We start from the raw sequence: 19,504 nt of genomic DNA on the forward strand, positions 1-19,504 counted from the left end.
CCCGTCGCCTTGGCGCCCGCGTTCAGATCGTCGAATCCGTCCAGCGGACGATGTCTGCCGCCGCCTGGCCGAAGGCGCTGTCCAGCGCGCCGACGTAAGCCGCATTTCCGCCGCCTGAGACCGGGGCGCTCGCGGTGAAGTTCTTCGAGGCGCGCACCTCGCCGTTGCGGTCGTTCAGGATGCGCACGAACAGATCGACATCGGCATGCTCGCCGCCATTGACGCGCACCTCGAAGGAGCGCACCTCGACGATGATCTGGTAGTCGATCGCCAGCCCCTCGCCCGGCTTTCCGACGCCGGCAAAGCTGCCGGAGCGCTGGAAGGTTTCGGCCAGCCTCGCCTGCACGATCAGCGGCAGCCGGTCCGCCCATTGCGCGCCCTTGAGGAACTGGATCGACCGGTCGGAAGGCCTGATGACGATGTTCTGGCTGTCCAGCGCCTTGAGCGCCGACGGCTGGGCGATCAGGATCTGGCGGCGGCTGTGGGCACGCACATCGAGCGACGGGGCCGACAATTCGAACGTGTCGAGCGGCGCCGGCTTGGCGCCCAATGCCGCGCAGCCGGCAAGCGTAAGCACCAGCAACGCTGCCGCGGATGATCTGAAAGTCCCCGCCACCACCCTCACCGACTTCACGCCTGATCCCCGTCGTCCCCGGATCTTACGATCAACCCGCATTTGCAGTTTATTTTCTTGGCTGTCGCGGCAGCCGAAGTCAACGCCGCGCCCTTCCATCGAACTGCCGGACCTCGCCGGCGCCGCCGGACAGAATGCGCTGCGGGTTGCGGCTGAGGTCGGTCACCGCTTCCTCGATGCGATTGATCGAGCGCCGGCTGTCCTGCACCAGCCCCTCTACGTTCTGCAGGCCCTGGCCGGAGAAGCGCGACAGGTTGTCGACGATTGTGCCGAGGCGGGAGTTCAGCGTGTCGGCCACCTGCTTGAATGATTTCAATGTCGCCCTGGCATCGGCCATGACGCCGTTGGCCTCGCCGGAGCCGAGGAGCTTGTCGACCTTGACCAGGATGCCGTCGACGCGCACCGAAGCGTCGTTGAGCCGCTGCGCGAGCTGGCGGGCGTCCTTGATGGTCTCGTTGATGTCGTCGGAACGGTTGGCGATCTTGTCGGTGACCTTGGCGATGTCGGACGCCGCCTTGTCGGCGTTGGCGCTGGCCTTCTGGATGTTGGCCAAAGCGGCCTTGACGTCGGCCGGATCGATGCCGTCGAGCACGCTGTTGACCTTGGCCAATGTCCCTTGCGTCTGCTTGGCGAAATCGTTGATCGAGCCGACCGCCGTGTTGACGTTATCGATGACGGTATCGAACTGCTTCGAGGTCTCTTTCAGGTTCGTCGTCACCGTGTCGACATTGGCCACGATGCTCTTGATCTGGTCCTTGTCGACGGAATTGAGCAGGCCTTCGGCGGCCTTCAGCGTGCTGTCGAGCCGGCCCGAGACATTCTTCAGCTGATCCGAAAGCGAGCTCACCGCCGACAGGAACTTGTCGATGCCGTCGGAATTCTTGGCCAGCGCGTCCGAGAAGGTCTCGACGTTCTTGACCGTCTGCGTCAGCGGACCGCGAACGTCCTTGGTGAAGCCTTCGAGCTCGCCAAGGACCTTGTCCGCGCGGGTAAAGATGTTCTGCGCTGTCTGCAAAAGGTTGGTGACCGCGGACGGATTGGCGACGATTTCGGCGACCTTGCCTTCCTTCTCCGCTTCGTCGAGCAGCCTGGTCTCCTTCGGATCGGCGCCCTTGAGCTCGATGTTGGCCTGGCCGCTGAGGCCGGTCAGTCCGATATCGGCCTGCGTCGATTTGGTGATCGGCGTCCAACGGGCGATTTCGGTGTCGGCGATGGCGACGGTCGGATCGTCGCCGTCGATATAAACGTTCTTCACGTCACCCACCCTGACGCCGTTGAACAGCACAAGGCTGCCGCGGCTGAGGCCGGAGGCCGAGCCCGGGATGCGCACGCGCAGCATCGCCGTTTCGCCCCTGTCGCCGATGGCGGCCGTCCAATAGACGAAGGCAAAGGCCGCCAGGATCGCGCCAAGCGTGAAGATGCCGACAATTACGTAGTTGGCTCTTGTTTCCATCGCCCCACTTATGGCTATGCGCGCGCCGCAAGATCAAGTTGCCGGGCGCGTTTTCCGCGGAAATAGGATTTCACCCACGGCTCGTCGCTCTTCAGCATGTCGTCGATCGTGCCTTCGACCAGCACCTTCTTCTTGCCGAGCACCGCGACGTGATCGCAAGCGGTGAACAGCGTGTCGAGATCATGCGTAACCATGTAGACGGTCAGATCCATCGTGTCGCGCAGCTTGACGACAAGCTCGTCGAACTCGGCGGCACTGATCGGGTCGAGCCCCGAGGTCGGCTCGTCGAGAAAGACGATGTCGGGATCGAGCGCCAGGGCGCGCGCCAGCGCCGCGCGCTTGATCATGCCGCCGGACAGCTCGGACGGGAATTTCAGCGCGGCGTCGGGCGGCAATCCGACCAGCTCGATCTTGAGCAAGGCCAGTTCGTCCATCAGCGCCTTGGGCAGGTCGAGATATTCGCGCATCGGCACCTGCACGTTTTCCATCACCGTCAGCGCTGAAAACAGCGCGCCATGCTGGAAAAGAACGCCAAGCCGCATGTCGATGCGCAGGCGATCGGCGTCGCTGGCCTTGTCGACGTCGACGCCGAACAGGCTGATCGTCCCCGATTGCTTCGGCATCAGCCCCAATATGGTGCGCAACAGCACCGACTTGCCGGCGCCCGAAGCGCCGACGAAGCCAAGAATTTCCCCGCGCTTGATATCGAGCGAGAGCTTGTCGAGAATCACCTTGTCGCCGATGGCGACGGTTACATCGCGGACCGAAAGTACGATCTCGTCGTCATTCGTGTCCTGCGCCGCCGTGGCGCCGTTGCCGTTCGCCATCTCAGAACCCGATCGCTGCGTAGAACATGGCGAAAAGCCCGTCGAGGATGATGACGACGAAGATCGACTTCACAACCGACGCGGTCACGTGCAGGCCGAGCGATTCGGCGCTGCCGCCGACCTTCATGCCCTCGACCGACGCGATGATGCCGATGATGAGGGCCATGAACGGCGCCTTGATCAGGCCGGCAAAGATGGTGCTGAGGTCAATGGCGACGCGCAGCCTGTCGATGAACGCGGCCGGCGGGATGTCGGAATAGAGCCAGGCGGCGACGATGCCGCCGCCAAGCGCGGCAAAATTGGCGATGATCGTGAGGCATGGCAGCCCGATCACCAGCGCGACGAGCCGCGGAAAGACCAGCACGCCGATCGGATTGAGGCCGATCACCTTCAGCGCGTCGACCTCCTCGCGCATTTTCATCGAGCCGATCTCGGCGGTGATGGCGCTGCCCGAACGGCCGGCGAGCATGATCGCCGTCATCAGCACGCCGAGCTCGCGCAGGATCAGCACGCCGACGAGGTCGACGACGAAGATGTTGGCGCCGAAATAGCTGAGCTGGTAGGCGCCCTGCTGGGCGACGATGGCGCCGACAATGGCCGACATCAGCACCACCACCGGTATCGCGCCGACGCCCATGCGATCGATCTGATTGAAGATCGCGGCAGGGTTGACCGCGTGGCCGCGGCCGAGCTTCATCTGCGCGCCGCGGATCGTGGCGCCGAGAATGTTCATGGAGGCGAAGAAATCGTCGCGCATCTCGTAGACACGCCGGCCAACCAGCTCCAGCGCGCGCAGGATGATGTTGGGCGGCCCGGACGGACCCGATTCGGGCTCCCGGCGAACCGCATCGCCGACCGCGCCGAGCAGGATCGAGGCGATCTCGCTCTGCCCCTGCAAATGGACCTCGACGCCTTTCTTCTCGAAGGCGCTGGCCAACCGGTCGATAAGCCATGCGCCGGCGGTGTCCATCTTTTCGATGTGAGAAAGGTCGAGCATCAGCTGTTTTGCGCCGCTTCTCTGCTCGATCTTGCGCATATCGGCATCGACCAGCGCCACGGTGCGCGTCGTCCACACGCCGGAAAAGGCGCAGCCCAGCACGCCCTCTTCCTCGCCCACGGCAATGCGAGGCCGGTGCTCGGCGTCCTTGGCCTCGCTGCTTGCGTCGCGTTTGCGGATGGTCAACATGGCGTCCTGTTTAGCGTGACCGGACTGGCGTGTCGATTTGCCGGCAGACCGGTGTCGCACAGCCGGAGAAGAAAATTATGGCGCGTGTCATTTCGGTCGAAATGGAGCGATTCCCGATCGCCGGCACCTTCACCATCTCACGCGGATCCAAAACCGAGGCCGAAGTCATCACCGTAACGATCGCTGACGGGGGACGTTCCGGGCGCGGCGAGTGCGTGCCGTACAGGCGCTACGGCGAGACCATGGAGGGGGTGCGCGCGGCCATCGAGGCCATGCGCGATCCGGTCGTCTCCGGCATCGACCGGACCGCCTTGCTCTCAGCCATGCCCGCGGGCGCCGCACGAAACGCCATCGACTGCGCCCTTTGGGACCTGGAAGCCAAGCTGACCGGAACGCCGGTGGCGGCGGCCATCGGGGCCCTTCCGACGAGGTCACTGGAAACCGCCTACACGCTGTCGCTCGCCGAACCGGACGCCATGGCGGCGCAAGCGCGCGCCAATGCCGCGCGGCCTTTACTCAAGGTGAAGATCGGCGGCGACGGCGACATGGCAAGGATCCGCGCGGTGACGGAAGCCGCTCCCGAAAGCCGCATCATCCTGGATGCCAACGAGGGCTGGACCGACGACAATGTCGAGGCGAACCTCAGCTTCGCCGCGCAGCACGGCGTCGCGCTTGTCGAACAGCCGCTGCCGGCGGGCAAAGACGACATCCTGCGCCGGATCGCGCATCCGGTGCCGATCTGCGCCGACGAAAGCGTGCATGCGGCAAAGGACCTCGATGCGCTGGCCGGGCTCTATGACGCCGTCAACATCAAGCTCGACAAATCCGGCGGCCTGACCGAGGCGTTGAAGTTGCGCGACCGCGCGCGCGAACTCGGCTTCGGCATCATGGTGGGCTGCATGGTCGGCACCTCGCTCGCCATGGCCCCGGCGGTGCTGCTTGCGCAGGACGCCGACTTCGTCGACCTCGACGGTCCGCTGCTGCTGGCACGAGATCGCGAGCCCGGTCTCGTCTACCGGGGATCGCTGGTTTCACCCCCCGACAGGGTGCTTTGGGGCTGAACGGGAAGCTAAGCCTATCAGCACCATGCCGACGACAGCGATCGGGATCATCGCCCAGAAACCGTCGACGCCCAAACGGTCATAGAGCGGGCCTGAAGCGAGCGTCACCGCCGCCATGAAGAAGCCGTTGAAGAAATAGGCGATGCCTTGCGCGGCGCCCGTGCGCTCTTCGGAGACCGTTTCGCCGATCATCTTCTGCAGGCCGATCAACACCATCGCCACCGATACCGAATGCAGCGTCTGGACGCCGAAGAAGCCGACGACGCCCAAGCCGAGCGGCCAGACCAGCGGAAAGGCGATCCAGCGCACGATCGAACCGATGCCGGCGATCATCATCACCCGGGCGACCGAGATCGAAGCAAAAATGCGGTTGAAAAACAGAAACATGCAGACTTCCGACACCACGCCCCAGGCCCATAGCAGGCCAACGACGGAATCGCCGATTCCGATCGATTTCCAGTAGATCGAGACGAAGCCGTAGAGGAAGGCATGGCTGGCGGTGATGATGCCGACGCCAAGCGTGAAATAGAGGAAATAGGCGTTGAACAGGCTCGGCGCCTTGTGCTGGATTTCGGTCGCCGATAGCGGCGAGGCCTTGCGCGGCCGCCCCATGCGCGGCGACAACAGCGCCGCGACGAGGGCCGCGCCGAGCGCAATGAAGATGATGACCGGAACCGCCTGCGGACCCGTGGCCGCCAGGATGAACCCGCCCACGACATTGGCGCACAGATACGAGATCGAGCCCCATTTGCGCATTGCCGTGTAGTTCGAGCCGAAACGGCGCACGCCCGAAAGCGCCAGCGAATCGGCCATCGGCGAATGCGGCGTCCAGACGATCGTCAAAAGCAGCGACACGGCGAGCACGACGGCATAGGTGGCCGGCAGGAAATAACCGGCAGAGATGACCATGGAGGCTGCAACCACCGCGATATAGACATCGGCGCGATCCCGGGCCCGGTCGGCAAGCGCGGTCAGCATCGGCGTCGTCAACACGCGCAGGAACATCGGCGCGGCCAGGATGACCGCAATCTGCTCGGCATGAAAACCTTTCGCCTGCAGCCAGAGCGGAAAGTAAGGCAGATGCGTGCCTTGCGAGACGAACAAGGTCGCGAAGATCAGGCTCATGCGCAGTTCGAAATGGCTCGGCTTGACAAGCTGTTCGGGCGATAGCGGCGGCAGCGACATGAATCGATCCAATTTCGCTGCATTCGACTCCCATGCAACGTCTCTCGATCCCTAACATGCGGCAAAGCGCGACGGAACCGGCTGGACCAATCGATCGAGAGCTAGGCTGTTGAAGGACGGGGCCTTCGAGCGAGCGCTGCGCGAGCGCGAAGGCAGCAGGCTGAACCGGGGAAAGGCGGCCGGGCTCAAGCCGCCTGAGCCGCCCTGCCCTTCAGGTCGATGATATCGATCGGCACCAGCGCTTCATTGCCGGCCGACGCCTCAGGGAGCACATGCGCCCAGGTCAGGATTTCCATGCGGCCGTCGAAATGCTCGACCACCGCCGTGCAGCTTTCCACCCAGTCGCCGGTGTTGATGTACTGCACGTCGCCGTAGCTCTCGATTGCGGCGTGATGGATGTGGCCGCAGATCACGCCGTCGACATGCGAGCGCCGCGCCTCCTCCGAAAGCACGGTCTGGAACGAGCCGATGAAGTTCACCGCCTTCTTCACCTTGACCTTGGCCCATGACGAGAACGACCAGTAAGGCAGGCCTAGCAGGTGCCGCAGCTTGGTCACGACACGGTTGACCAGCATCGCCGCGTCATAGGCATAGTCGCCGAGATAAGCCAGCCAGCGCTGGTTATGCACCACCGTGTCGAACTGGTCGCCATGGATGACCAGCAGGCGCCGGCCGTCGGCGGTCTCGTGGATGGCGCGGTCGGCGACGACGATGCCGCCGAAATGCACGCCCTGGAACTGGCGGGCGAATTCGTCGTGATTGCCGGCGATATAGGTGATCGAGGCGCCCTTGCGCGCCTTGCGCAGCAGCTTCTGCACCACGTCGTTGTGGCTCTGCGGCCAGTGCCAGTTGCGCCGCAGCCGCCAGCCGTCGACGATGTCGCCGACCAGATAGATGATCTCGGCGTCGTGATGACGCAGGAAGTCGATCAGGAAATCGGCCTTGGCCGCTTTCGAGCCGAGATGCACGTCGGAAATGAACAGGGCGCGAAAAGTGCGGGGCTCTGGGTCTGACATCACGATTTTACCCTTTGCTTTCGCGTGCCTATGCCCCGATTCATGCAACAACCGTATGACGGTTGCGGTTGGTCCAGCCCAGGCGCTAGCTTGCGCGCGACACAATCAGGAGAAAAACGTCATGGATCTCGGCATTCGCGGCAAGAAGGCCATCGTCTGCGCCTCGAGCAAGGGACTGGGTCGCGGCTGCGCCATGGCGCTTGCCGAGGCCGGCGTCGACCTCGTCGTCAACGGCCGCAACGCCGAACTCGTGGCCAAGACCGCCAAGGAGATCCGCGACCGGTTCGGCGTCGATGTCATCGAAGTTGCCGGCGACGTGTCGAAGCCCGAGGTGCAGAAAGCGATGCTCGCCGCCTGCCCCGATCCCGACATTCTGGTCAACAACAATGGCGGCCCGCCGCTGCGCGATTTTCGCGAGCTCGACCGCACCAAGATCCTCGAGGGTGTGACGCAGAACATGGTCACGCCGATAGAGCTCATCCAGGCGGTGATCGACGGCATGGCCAAGCGCGGCTTCGGCCGCATCGTCAACATCACCTCGCTGTCGGTCTATGTTCCGATCCCCGGTCTCGATCTGTCGTCCGGTGCGCGCGCCGGCCTGACCTCGTTCCTCGCCGGCGTGGCGCGCACGGTCATCGACCGCAACGTGACCATCAACAGCCTGCTGCCCGGCAAGCTCGACACCGACCGGCTGCGCGGCCCGCACGAGACCGGCACTCCGGAAGACCCGGCCGCGGCGGCCGCGCGCAAGGCCCGCATAAGCGCCGACGTGCCGGCAAAACGCCTCGGCACGCCGGAGGAATTCGGCCAGATCTGCGCCTTCCTGTGCTCGGTCCATGCCGGCTACCTCACCGGCCAGAACATCCCGGTCGACGGCGGCCTCTACGTCAGCGCGTTCTGACGAGCCGCTATTCATCCGCCCGAAATTTTCATGCCAACCGGCTGGAATCGTTTGATTATTTACGCTCCGGCATTGTGAAGGCCGGAGTCCGAGATTTTGGCGTCGCGAAATCGTCGACGCATGCTAAAAGGCTCCAAACCAGTATCGCAGGGAGGGGCCGCAATGGACGGCGAGAACAAGAAAACGGCCCGGTCGGACCTCGACGAGGCCGCCCTCTTCTTCCACAAGCACCCGACGCCGGGAAAGCTCGAGATCCAGGCGACGAAGCCGCTCGGCAACCAGCGCGACCTGGCGCTTGCCTATTCGCCGGGCGTGGCGGCGCCCTGCCTCGAGATCCGCGACGATCCAGCCAGCGCCGCCGACTACACCGGCCGCGCCAACCTCGTCGGCGTCGTCTCCAACGGCTCCGCCGTGCTGGGGCTGGGCAATATCGGTCCGCTCGCCTCCAAGCCGGTCATGGAAGGCAAGGCGGTGCTGTTCAAGAAGTTCGCCGGCATCGACGTCTTCGACATCGAGATCGACGCGCCCGAGATCGAGCGGATGGTCGAGACGGTGGCGGCGCTCGAGCCGACCTTCGGCGGCATCAACCTCGAGGACATCAAGGCGCCTGAATGTTTCGAGGTCGAGGAGCGGCTGAAGGCCCGCATGGGCATCCCGGTCTTCCACGACGACCAGCATGGCACGGCGATCATCGTTGCGGCCGCGGTGCTCAACGGGCTCGAATTGGCCGGCAAGGCGATTTCCGACATCAAGATCGTCACGTCTGGCGCGGGTGCCGCGGCGCTCGCCTGCCTCAACCTTTTGGTCTCGCTCGGCGCCAGGGTGGAAAACATCTGGGTCACCGACCGGTTCGGCGTCGCCCATAAGGGTCGCGTCGAAGAGATGGATCGCTGGAAAGATCCCTATGTGAAGGATACCGAGGCGCGCACGCTGGCCGACGTCATCTCCGGCGCCGACGTCTTTCTCGGCCTTTCCGCCGCCGGCGTGCTGAAGCCGGAGTTGCTGCAGCACATGGCGCCGAAACCGCTGATCCTGGCTTTGGCCAATCCCAATCCCGAGATCATGCCGGAAGTGGCGCGCGCCGCCCGACCGGACGCCATGATCTGCACCGGCCGCTCGGATTTTCCCAATCAAGTCAACAACGTACTGTGCTTTCCTTACATCTTCCGCGGCGCGCTAGATTGCGGCGCCAGCGCCATCAACGAGGAAATGAAGATGGCCGCCGTGCGGGCGATCGCCGCCCTTGCCCGCGAGGAGCCTTCCGACGTCGCGGCACGCGCCTATTCCGGCGAGACGCCGATGTTCGGCCCCGATTTCCTGATCCCCTCGCCCTTCGATCCGCGCCTGATCCTGCGCATCGCGCCAGCAGTAGCGAAGGCTGCCTGCGAAACCGGCGTCGCGACGCGGCCGATCGCCGACTTCGCAGCCTATATCGACAAGCTCAACCGCTTCGTCTTCCGGTCCGGCCTGGTGATGAAGCCGGTGTTCTCCTCCGCCAAGGCTTCCAGCGCCAAGCGCGTCATCTATGCCGACGGCGAGGACGAGCGCGTGCTGCGCGCCGCACAGGTGGTGCTGGAGGAAGGCATTGCCGAGCCGATCCTGATCGGCCGTCCGCATGTCGTGGAGGTCCGGCTGAAGCGTTACGGCCTGCGCATCCGTCCGGGCGTCGATTTCGGCCTGATAAACCCGGAAGACGATCCGCGTTACCGGCACTATGTCGACCTCCTGATCGAGCTTGCCGGCCGCCGCGGTATCACGACGGAAGCCGCCCGCACCATGGTGCGTACCAACAATACGGTGATCGCCGCTCTTGCGCTGAAGCGCGGCGACGCGGATGCCATGATTTGCGGGCTCGAAGGCCGCTTCGAGCGGCATCTGCGCAACGTCACGCTGATCATCGGGCCTCGCGCCGGCATCAAGGACCGCGACCTGTCGACATTGTCGATGCTGATCTCGCAGCGCGGCATCATCTTCCTCACCGACACGCATGTCTCGGTCGATCCCACAGCGGAAGAAATCGCCGAGATGACTGTGCTCGCGGCCGAGGAAATCCAGCGCTTCGGCATCGAGCCGAAAGCAGCGCTTCTGTCGCATTCGGATTTCGGCTCACGCGATTCACCCGGCGCGCTGAAGATGCGTCAGGCCGCGGCGATCCTGGCTCGCATCGCCCCGGAACTCCAGTGCGATGGCGAGATGCATGCCGACTCCGCTCTTTCAGAACATCTGCGCCAGCGCGTCTACCCGCATTCGCGGCTGAAAGGCGAAGCCAATCTGCTGGTCTTCCCGAACCTCGATTCGGCCAACATCACGCTGACGGCGCTGCGCGCCATGATGGACGCGCTGCATGTCGGGCCGATTCTGCTCGGCACCGACAAGCCCGCGCATATATTGACGCCGTCCGTAACCTCGCGCGGCGTCGTCAACATGACCGCGCTTGCGGTGGTCGAGGCGGCGCACAAGGCGCAGGCCCTCGTCGACTTGAACTGAGGTGGCGCGACAAAGCGCAATTGTGCCGGGTTGCAGACAAGAGCAATTCCAGGAAAAGTGTGAGCGGTTTTCCGTCTGGAATTGCGTAAAAACAAAGAAATAGGGCGTTTCGCCGTTTCCGTGAAACGGTGAAACGCATAGCGAACAGTTAACCACGAACGCGGTAGCCTTCCGGCACGGGCAATCGGGATTCCAGGCGAATGAAGGGGCTGAAGCTGATGCATCTTGCGACGCTGCTTGCAGCGCTTGCAGGTTCAGCTGTCGCCGGCGCTGAAACCCAGGCCGCCTCTCGCATATGCAGGCAGCTCGAAGCTGAACTCGCCACCGCCCGCGGTGGTGGCGGAGGCCCAGGCATCGTGCGCAAATATGACGATGCCATCCAGCGGCAGAGCGAGCAGCTTGCCAAGGCCCGCGGCCGGGCAAGCGAAGCCGGTTGCGGCTTCACGCTGTTTTCGCGCAATGTCAGCCAATGCGCCGCGATCAACGCCTCGATAGAGCGGATGAACGCCAATCTCGACACTTTGCAGGCCAAGCGCGAGCGGCTGGCCGCCGGCGGCACGCGGCGCGACCGCAGCCGCATCCTGGCGGCGCTCGATGCCAATGGCTGCCGGGACGACGAGATCGCGCCGCGCCGCGCGCCGCTTCGGGAGGCGGCCCGCGACAATGGCGGCGGCAATCTGTTCGAGCAGCTTTTCGGCCGCCACGACCAGCAGCTCGAAACGCCCGATGCCCCCGGTATGCCGGACTCGGCGGACGTGCCGTCCGATGATCCGAGCGTGCGCAACATTCGCCGCGTCATCAACCAGCCGGACGGCATGGACCTGCCCCGGCTGGGCGGCGAGTTCCACACGATGTGCGTGCGCACCTGCGACGGCTATTTCTTCCCGATGTCGAATGCCGCTTCCATCGGTGACTTCGAGCGCGACCAGAAGAATTGCGAGTCGAGCTGCCCAGGTACCGAGATGCAGGTCTTCTATTCGCGCGGAATGGACGACGACTCTGGCTCGATGACCTCGTCGGCGACAGGTCAACCCTACAGCGAGCTGCCGACCGCCTATCTCTACAAACAGGCCAATTACTCGCGCCCGCCCACCTGCGGCTGCAATGCGCAGGCCGGCAATTTCACGATCATCGGCGGCAACCCGCCTGATCCTGAACAATCGCAGCCGAACGGCGAGGCAGCGCGCTTCATACCGATGCCGGCGTCCAAGCCCGATCCGGGCGCCGATCCGGAAACGCTCGCCAATGCCGAAGGCGGGCTCGACCTTGATGCGATCAGGCGGCTGACCACCAAAGTGCCGGTGTCGCCGGTCTCGGCGCTGCCGCCCGATCAGCGCAAGGTCAGGGTCGTCGGGCCAGCGTTCCTTCCCGACCCATCAGCGGCAATAGATCTGAAAGCTCCGGCCCCGAAGTCCGCCCGGTAAGGGCCAGCCTCAGCGGCATGAACAACGGCTTGCCCTTGCGCCCGGTGGCTTCCTTGATCTTGCCGGTCCAGTCCTTCCACACCGTGCCGTTCCACGGCTCCTCGGGGAGAACGTCGAACGCCTGATTGAGGAAATCGCGGTCTTCGCCGGAAAATTCCGCCGGCTCCTGCGGACCCTCGCTCAGGATACGCCACCAAGCGACCGCGTCCGACAGGCGGTCGAGATTGCCGCGCACCGCCATCCAGAACGGCTCGGCCTTGTCGCCGGAAATGCCCAGCACTATCAGCCGGTCGCGCGCTTCCTCGAACGACATGCGATGCATCAGCGTGCGGTTGAGCACGAAGAGCTCGTCCGGGTCGAATTTGGAGGCGGACTTGGACGTCGCCGCCGGGTCAAAATGGCCGGCGAGCTCGTTGAGATCATGCGCGGCGGTGACATTTTCCGACGTGCCGACAAGCACAGCCAGCGAAGCGACGGCCATCGGCTCGATGCCGTCCTCGCGCAGGCTTTCGATCGACAGCGCGCCGGTGCGCTTCGACAACCCCTCGCCCGACACTGTGGTGAGCAAATTGTGGTGGCCGAAGATCGGCGGCTCGGCGCCCAGCGCCTTGAAGATGGCGATCTGCACGCCGGTGTTGGTGACATGGTCGTCGCCGCGGATGACATGGCTGACACCCATCTCGATGTCGTCGACCACCGAGGGCAGCGTGTAGAGATAGGTGCCATCCTCGCGCACCAGGACAGGATCCGACAGCGAGGCGAGGTCGACCGTCTCCTCGCCGCGCACCAGGTCGTTCCAGCGCACCTCGGTGCGCTCCGGCTGCAGCGGGTCGTTGGTGTAGTTGGGCAGCAGGAAACGCCAATGCGGCCGGCGGCCATCCGACTGGTACTCGGCCACCTGCTCCGGCGTCAGCGTCAGCGCCTCGCGGCCATAGACCGGCGGCAGGCCGCGCGTGCGGCGCACCTTGCGGCGCAGGTCGAGCTCTTCCGGCGTCTCGTAGCAGGCATAAAGCACCCGCGCCGCCTTCAGCCGCTCGACCGCCGCGTCATAGATCTCGAAGCGGCGCGACTGGTATTCGGTGACATCCGGGAAGATGCCCAGCCAATGCAGGTCGTAAAGGATGGAATCGGCATATTCCTGCGTCGAGCGGGCAATGTCGGTGTCGTCAAAGCGCTGGATGAAACGGCCTTTGTTGTTCATGGCGAAAAGCCAGTTGAACAGCGCGGTGCGCGCATTGCCGATATGGATGCGGCCGGTCGGCGATGGGGCAAAACGTACGGTAACTGTCATGAGCGGGGCGTAGCGGATGCTTTTGGTGTTGACAAGGCGCGCCCCCGCGCGAACGCAACAGATAGTGCAAGCCAGCTAAAATGAAAAGCCATCGGCCCGACACGGCTTCCAGCCTGGCCGGTCGCCGCGTCAAGCGCCTGCAAAGCCGGGCTTCTTATGTCCCCGTTATCCACATATGTGACACACAAGATGTTGGGGTCATAAAAGCTACGCAAACGAATCCTTGACGGGTCGGAACGAGTCGCTTTTTATAGGCCATGCGCTCCTGTAGCGGGCGCGACCGGAGAGTTCTGAGGCCGGTCTTTTTTCCCGGATTTTGTGCGTTTTGCCCGGATTTCCGCCTGTTCACGAGGCCGGCGGAAGCGTTGGGATCGTTAGGGCTTGGGTGGGCGAAAGGGAGAATTGTCGGCCTGGAAAAAATGATCTGTTAACACTATATTTAGTGTTTGCAGGCAGGCTCGACGCTAGATAGTGTGAACCTCCCTCCACGGAGGGAATCGACAAAAGTTTCAGTTCGAGGGACCCGCGGGTCGGCCGGCAGCCTGGGTAAGCGCCTGGAAAGGCGTTTGCTTGTCTGCATGGCGGCGCCCGCGACGAGGAGAGTGTCGGCGTCGCCCGCGATGCCGGCAAACGGCGGACTGCGCTTTTCGCCATGTGGGGCAGCAATCCCTTGGGAAAGGCGCTATATATAGACACAAAGGAACGGGACCCATGCGCATCGAGCGTCGCTTCACCAAGCCAGATCAGTCCGCCTATGCGGAGATCGAATTCCGCAAGGCTTTGTCGGAGATCAAGAATCCCGACGGCTCGGTGGTGTTCCGCCTGGACAATATCGATGTGCCGGCGCAGTTCAGCCAGGTCGCAGCCGACATCCTGGCCCAAAAGTATTTCCGCAAGGCCGGCGTGCCGGCGCGCCTGAAGAAGGTTGAGGAGAATGACGTTCCCTCCTTTCTGTGGCGTTCGGTTGCCGACGAGGCCGAGCTCGCCAAGCTGCCCGAGGCCGAGCGCTATGGTTCGGAAACCGACGCCCGCCAGGTTTTCGATCGCCTCGCCGGCACATGGACCTACTGGGGATACAAGGGCGGCTACTTCAAATCCGAGGATGACGCGCGCGCCTTCCGCGACGAGCTCGCCTATATGCTCGCCACCCAACGCGTCGCGCCGAACTCGCCGCAATGGTTCAACACCGGCCTGCACTGGGCCTATGGCATTGACGGCCCGAGCCAGGGCCACTTCTATGTCGACCCCTTCACCGGCAAGCTGACCAAGTCGAAGTCCTCCTACGAGCACCCGCAGCCGCATGCCTGCTTCATCCAGGGCGTGCAGGACGACCTCGTCAACGAGGGCGGCATCATGGACCTGTGGGTGCGCGAGGCGCGCCTGTTCAAATACGGCTCCGGCACCGGCTCGAACTTCTCGATGCTGCGCGGTGAGGGCGAAAAACTTTCCGGCGGCGGCCGCTCGTCCGGCCTGATGAGCTTCCTCAAGATCGGCGACCGCGCGGCGGGCGCCATCAAGTCGGGCGGCACGACGCGCCGCGCGGCGAAAATGGTCATCGTCGACGCCGACCACCCGGATATCGAGGACTTCATCGACTGGAAGGTCAATGAGGAGCAGAAGGTCGCCTCGCTGGTGACCGGTTCCAAGATCGTCAAGAAGCATCTCGAAGCCATCATGAACGCCTGCGTCAATTGCGAAGGCCATGGCGACGACTGCTTCGACCCGGCGCTGAACACCGCGCTGAAGCGCGAGATCAAGGCGGCCAAGAAGGACGCCGTGCCGGAGAACTATATCTACCGCGTCATCCAGTTCGCCCGCCAGGGCTACACCTCGATGTCGTTCAAGACCTACGACACCGACTGGGATTCGGACGCCTATCTCACCGTCTCCGGCCAGAACTCCAACAATTCGGTGTCGCTGAAGGACAATTTCCTGCGCGCCGTCGAGGCCGATGGCGACTGGCAGCTCACCGCCCGCAAGGACGGCAAGGTGCTGAAGACGCTGAAGGCGCGCGACCTGTGGGAAAAGATCGGCTACGCCGCCTGGGCTTCCGCCGATCCGGGCCTGCACTTCAACACGACGATGAACGACTGGCACACCTGCGCCTCCGCCGGTGCGATCCGGGCTTCCAACCCGTGCTCGGAATACATGTTCCTCGACGATACGGCCTGCAACCTCGCCTCGATCAACCTTTTGCCCTACCGCCGCGAAGACGGCACGATCGACATCGCCGCTTACGAGCACACCGTTCGGCTGTGGACCATCGTGCTCGAAATCTCGGTGATGATGGCGCAGTTCCCGTCCAAGGAGATCGCCAAGCTCTCTTACGAATACCGCACGCTCGGCCTCGGCTACGCCAATATCGGCGGCCTGCTGATGACCTCAGGCATCCCCTACGATTCCGACGAGGGCCGCGCCATCTGCGCCGCGCTCACTGCCATCATGACCGGCGTCGCCTACTCGACCTCGGCCGAAATGGCCGCCGAGCTCGGCGCCTTCCCGGACTATGACCGCAACGCCCAAAACATGCTGCGCGTCATGCGCAATCATCGCCGCGCCGCTTACGGCGACAAGGACGGCTACGAGAAGCTCGCCGTCAACCCGGTGCCGCTGGTCGCCTCCGACCTGAAGCAGCAGGCGCTGGCCGAGCATGCCCGCGCCGCATGGGACCGCGCCATCGAGCTCGGCGAGGAGCATGGCTACCGCAATGCGCAGGCAACCGTCATCGCGCCGACCGGCACGATCGGCCTCGTCATGGATTGCGACACAACCGGCATCGAGCCCGATTTCGCGCTGGTGAAGTTCAAGAAGCTCGCCGGCGGCGGCTATTTCAAGATCATCAACCGCGCCGTGCCGGAAGCGCTGCGCACGCTGGGCTATTCCGAGAGCCAGATCGCCGAGATCGAGGCCTATGCGGTCGGCCACGGCAACCTCAACCAGGCGCCCGGCATCAACCCCTCCTCGCTGAAGGCCAAGGGTTTTAGCGATGAGAAGATCGCGGCGCTGAATGCAGCGCTGAAGTCGGCCTTCGACATCAAGTTCGTATTCAACCAGTGGACGCTCGGCGCCGACTGGGTGAAGGAGACGCTCGGCTTCACCGACGAGCAGCTCGGCGACATCTCCTTCGAGATGCTGCCGGCTCTCGGCTTCTCGAAGAAGGACATCGACGCCGCCAACATCCATGTCTGCGGTGCGATGACCTTGGAAGGCGCGCCCTTCCTCAAGGCCGAGCATCTGCCCGTGTTCGATTGCGCCAGCCCCTGCGGCAAGATCGGCAAGCGCTCGCTCTCGATCAACAGCCACATCCTGATGATGGCGGCAGCGCAGCCCTTCATCTCGGGCGCCATCTCCAAGACCATCAACATGCCGAACGAGGCGACGGTCGAGGACGCCAAGAACGCCTATATGCTGTCGTGGAAGCTGGCGCTGAAGGCCAACGCGCTTTATCGCGACGGCTCGAAACTGTCGCAGCCGCTCAATGCCTCGCTGCTCGTCGATGACGACGAGGACGAGGACGAGGCGGTCGAGCAGCTGATCGCGGCGCCCGCCGCGCAGCGCGCCGTGCAGGTGACGGAAAAGATCGTCGAGCGCGTCATCGAGCGGCTCTACCGCGACCGCGAGAAACTGCCGAACCGCCGCAAGGGCTACACCCAGAAGGCCGTCGTCGGCGGCCACAAGGTGTATCTCAGGACCGGCGAGTTCGACGACGGTCGCCTGGGCGAGATCTTCATCGACATGCACAAGGAGGGCGCCGCCTTCCGCGCGATGATGAACAACTTCGCCATCGCCATCTCGCTCGGCCTGCAATATGGCGTGCCGCTCGACGAATATGTCGAGGCCTTCACCTTCACCAAGTTCGAGCCGGCCGGCATGGTGCAGGGCAACGACGCGATCAAGAACGCGACGTCGATCCTCGACTATGTGTTCCGTGAGCTCGCGGTCTCCTATCTCGGCCGCCACGATCTCGCCCATGTCGACCAGTCGGACTTCGACAAGACCGCGCTCGGCCGCGGCATCACCGAAGGCAAGGCGACGCCCTTCTCCAAGGGCCTCTATCGCGGCGCCTCGCCGGTGAAGCTGGTGTCCGCTGCTGGTTCAGACCCGAAGGGTTTCGGCGGCTCTGGGCCGTCGACCGCCCCTGCCCGCGCTGCGCCGACGGCCTTCTCAGGCTCCAACGTGCTGGCGCTGAAGCCGGCAAGCGACGAGGCTATCGCCTACAAGCGCGACTATGAGGAGCGCGCCAGGGAACTGGCCGAGGATATGGTGGAAGAAGAAGCCGAAGCCGCCGGCGGCGCCGAGGCGTTATTCACCGACGCTGCCGCCAACGAGGCGGCCGAAGCGAAAAAGCTCGCCGCGACAAGGCGCCAGCAATCGCTTCTCCAGGGCTACACCGGCAACGAATGCTCCGAGTGTCACAACTTCACCATGGTGCGGAACGGCACCTGCGAGAAGTGCGACACGTGTGGAAGCACGAGCGGATGCAGCTGAGAAGCTAGATGCCGCCTCGGCTTACAGTCCGCGAAGTTATTCGCATGCTGGAGGCCGACGGCTGGTATTTGGTTGCAACCAAGGGCAGCCATCGCCAATATAAGCATAAGACCAAAGCCGGCCGCGTCACCGTGGCCGGCAAGCCGTCTGAAGAGGTTGCACCAGGAACGTTGAACAGCATCCTCAAGCAGTCCGGCCTGAAGGAGTGATGGTATGCGTTACGCCGTGGTGATCGAAAAAGCCGGAAAGAACTTTTCTGCATATGTGCCCGACCTGCCAGGCTGCATCGCCACCGGAGCGACGGTAGCTGAAGTGGAAACCGAAATCCGTGATGCGATCCGCTTCCACATCGAAGGCTTACGTGCGGACGGGCTGGATGTGCCGAAAGGCGTCAGCCTGGCGGAGTATGTAGAGGCGTAGCGTCTGGCGCCACGGCATTAGGGTAGAGGCATAACATGCCACAAGCCAGGCAAGATTAGCTTTTCGGAAATCGGGGCCTTGCTCGCTTACCCTTAAGGTCAATCTTAGTTTGGATTACTCATATACCCCAAGAGATTTTCTCTATGTCCCCCATGACGTTTGGCGCACATATGAGGACGCATGCAAGATTCTTCCTGTCAGCCCAGCTGGCTCGGCTGTCATTTCAAGACGCTGCCTTGAAGACCTATTGCTGTCGCTTGGTCACACCCAAAGAAGTCTAGCCAAACAGATTAGGTCAGCTACCAAAACCGATCGCCCAGGGGGAATGGCGGGAACTTATACAGCCTATGCCGATATGATCAGGTGCATTGGCAATCTTGCAGCACACCCTTTCATGACGAGCAACGGACTTCGGTCCTTCGAAGTCGAATATGAAGACGCTCATTGGTGTCTAGAAATGATCGAGGAATTATTCGACTTTTTTTATGAAAAACCTGAGGCCTTTGAGACGCGCACAATGGAGCTACAAGGCAGATTGATGAGACTGCACCGTCCCTGACGAACCGCGGCGCAGGCCGACCGCCACCATGACCGCCGAGTGTTCCGCCCTACCATGATCGACCACATCACCATCGAAGTCAGCAACCTCGACAAGAGCAAGCTCTTCTACGAAAAGGCTTTTGCGCCGTTGGGCTACAGCCTCTCCTTCGGCAAAAACGGCGTGTTCTGGGCCTTTGATGTCGGCAATGGCAGCCTGTTCGAGATCCAGAGCACGGGCGAAACGCCGCCGCTCACCCATCTGCATGTCGCCTTCCGGGCAAAGAGCAAGGCCGAGGTCGATGCGTTCCATCGCGCGGCGCTCGATGCTGGCGCGGCGGACAACGGCGCGCCCGGGCCGCGTCCGGATTATGCTGAGCACTACTACGCCTGTTTCGTGCTCGATCCCGACGGCTATAACATCGAAGCGATGATCAATGAGGGGTAGGTGGCGGCAAACCCTCCACTTCGTCATTCCAGGGCGGAGCAAGGAGCGAAGCGACGCGCGCAGACCCTGGAATCCTGTGTGTTGGTTCTGGTGTATGGTTGAAGTGGGAAGGAGACCGAATGAATCCTGGTCGTCCTTTCGGACAG

16 protein-coding genes are annotated in these 19,504 nt (G+C 63.4%); 9 read left to right on the forward strand and 7 right to left on the reverse strand.

All coding sequences use genetic code 11. The annotated features are described in order from the left end of the window. Positions 1–22: 22 nt before the first annotated feature. From LB526_RS25810 to LB526_RS25825, 4 genes are read right to left on the reverse strand one after another with little or no spacing between them, the layout of a single operon-like run. The gene (locus LB526_RS25810; RefSeq protein ID WP_224630249.1) at positions 23–676 is read right to left on the reverse strand and encodes an ABC-type transport auxiliary lipoprotein family protein; all 654 of its coding nucleotides are present in this window, start codon (positions 674–676) and stop codon (positions 23–25) included. Positions 677–713: 37 nt separating this feature from the next. After that, positions 714–2,087 (reverse strand): MCE family protein, encoded by a 1,374-nt coding sequence (locus LB526_RS25815; protein ID WP_224532045.1) that lies wholly within the window; start codon positions 2,085–2,087, stop codon positions 714–716. A gap of 14 nt (positions 2,088–2,101) precedes the next feature. Continuing rightward, a complete protein-coding gene (locus LB526_RS25820; protein WP_140694926.1) occupies positions 2,102–2,914 on the reverse strand; it encodes an ABC transporter ATP-binding protein in 813 nt (270 codons plus the stop codon). Between the two features lies 1 nt (position 2,915). Next, on the reverse strand, positions 2,916–4,100 hold the full coding sequence (locus LB526_RS25825; RefSeq protein WP_224630250.1) for an ABC transporter permease: 1,185 nt from the start codon (positions 4,098–4,100) through the stop codon (positions 2,916–2,918). A gap of 77 nt (positions 4,101–4,177) precedes the next feature. Here LB526_RS25825 and dgcA point away from each other — a divergent pair, with 77 nt between their 5' ends. Next, positions 4,178–5,161, forward strand: coding sequence for an N-acetyl-D-Glu racemase DgcA (gene dgcA, locus LB526_RS25830; protein ID WP_224630251.1), 984 nt, complete (start codon positions 4,178–4,180; stop codon positions 5,159–5,161). Here the strand turns inward: dgcA and LB526_RS25835 are convergent. After that, positions 5,132–6,346, reverse strand: a complete 1,215-nt coding sequence (locus tag LB526_RS25835) for an MFS transporter (RefSeq protein WP_224630252.1) — start codon at positions 6,344–6,346, stop codon at positions 5,132–5,134. The genes dgcA and LB526_RS25835 overlap by 30 nt on opposite strands. Positions 6,347–6,531: 185 nt before the next feature. Then, positions 6,532–7,362, reverse strand: a complete 831-nt coding sequence (locus LB526_RS25840; protein WP_140841106.1) for a UDP-2,3-diacylglucosamine diphosphatase — start codon at positions 7,360–7,362, stop codon at positions 6,532–6,534. Positions 7,363–7,483: 121 nt separating this feature from the next. Between LB526_RS25840 and LB526_RS25845 the strand changes: the two genes are divergently transcribed. From LB526_RS25845 to LB526_RS25855, 3 genes are all read left to right on the forward strand, one after another. Continuing rightward, a complete protein-coding gene (locus LB526_RS25845) occupies positions 7,484–8,263 on the forward strand; it encodes an SDR family oxidoreductase (RefSeq protein WP_224630253.1) in 780 nt (259 codons plus the stop codon). Between the two features lie 162 nt (positions 8,264–8,425). After that, on the forward strand, positions 8,426–10,750 hold the full coding sequence (locus LB526_RS25850) for an NADP-dependent malic enzyme (RefSeq protein ID WP_224630254.1): 2,325 nt from the start codon (positions 8,426–8,428) through the stop codon (positions 10,748–10,750). A gap of 200 nt (positions 10,751–10,950) precedes the next feature. Continuing rightward, on the forward strand, positions 10,951–12,174 hold the full coding sequence (locus LB526_RS25855; RefSeq protein WP_411968156.1) for a DUF2865 domain-containing protein: 1,224 nt from the start codon (positions 10,951–10,953) through the stop codon (positions 12,172–12,174). On the opposite strand, the gene gltX is transcribed toward LB526_RS25855, so the two are convergent. Then, a complete protein-coding gene (gene gltX, locus LB526_RS25860) occupies positions 12,092–13,465 on the reverse strand; it encodes a glutamate--tRNA ligase (protein ID WP_224630255.1) in 1,374 nt (457 codons plus the stop codon). The two genes, LB526_RS25855 and gltX, sit on opposite strands and share 83 nt — an antisense overlap. A 711-nt stretch (positions 13,466–14,176) precedes the next feature. Between gltX and LB526_RS25865 the strand changes: the two genes are divergently transcribed. The 5 genes from LB526_RS25865 (at position 14,177) to LB526_RS25885 (ending at position 19,358) form a co-directional block, all read left to right on the forward strand. After that, positions 14,177–17,953, forward strand: coding sequence for a vitamin B12-dependent ribonucleotide reductase (locus LB526_RS25865; RefSeq protein WP_224630256.1), 3,777 nt, complete (start codon positions 14,177–14,179; stop codon positions 17,951–17,953). Between the two features lie 8 nt (positions 17,954–17,961). Further along, positions 17,962–18,162, forward strand: a complete 201-nt coding sequence (locus LB526_RS25870; protein WP_127863793.1) for a type II toxin-antitoxin system HicA family toxin — start codon at positions 17,962–17,964, stop codon at positions 18,160–18,162. A 4-nt stretch (positions 18,163–18,166) separates the two neighbouring features. Further along, entirely contained in the window at positions 18,167–18,373 is a 207-nt protein-coding gene (locus tag LB526_RS25875; RefSeq protein WP_140841094.1) for a type II toxin-antitoxin system HicB family antitoxin, read from the forward strand. 109 nt (positions 18,374–18,482) lie between these two features. Beyond that, positions 18,483–18,932: a DUF4145 domain-containing protein gene (locus tag LB526_RS29865; protein WP_095765236.1), complete on the forward strand. Its 450-nt coding sequence runs from the start codon at positions 18,483–18,485 to the stop codon at positions 18,930–18,932. 54 nt (positions 18,933–18,986) lie between these two features. Then, positions 18,987–19,358 (forward strand): VOC family protein, encoded by a 372-nt coding sequence (locus LB526_RS25885; RefSeq protein WP_224532054.1) that lies wholly within the window; start codon positions 18,987–18,989, stop codon positions 19,356–19,358. Positions 19,359–19,504: the final 146 nt, after the last annotated feature.

This window comes from Mesorhizobium sp. CA6 (assembly GCF_020165035.1).
Taxonomy (GTDB): Bacteria; Pseudomonadota; Alphaproteobacteria; order Rhizobiales; family Rhizobiaceae; genus Mesorhizobium.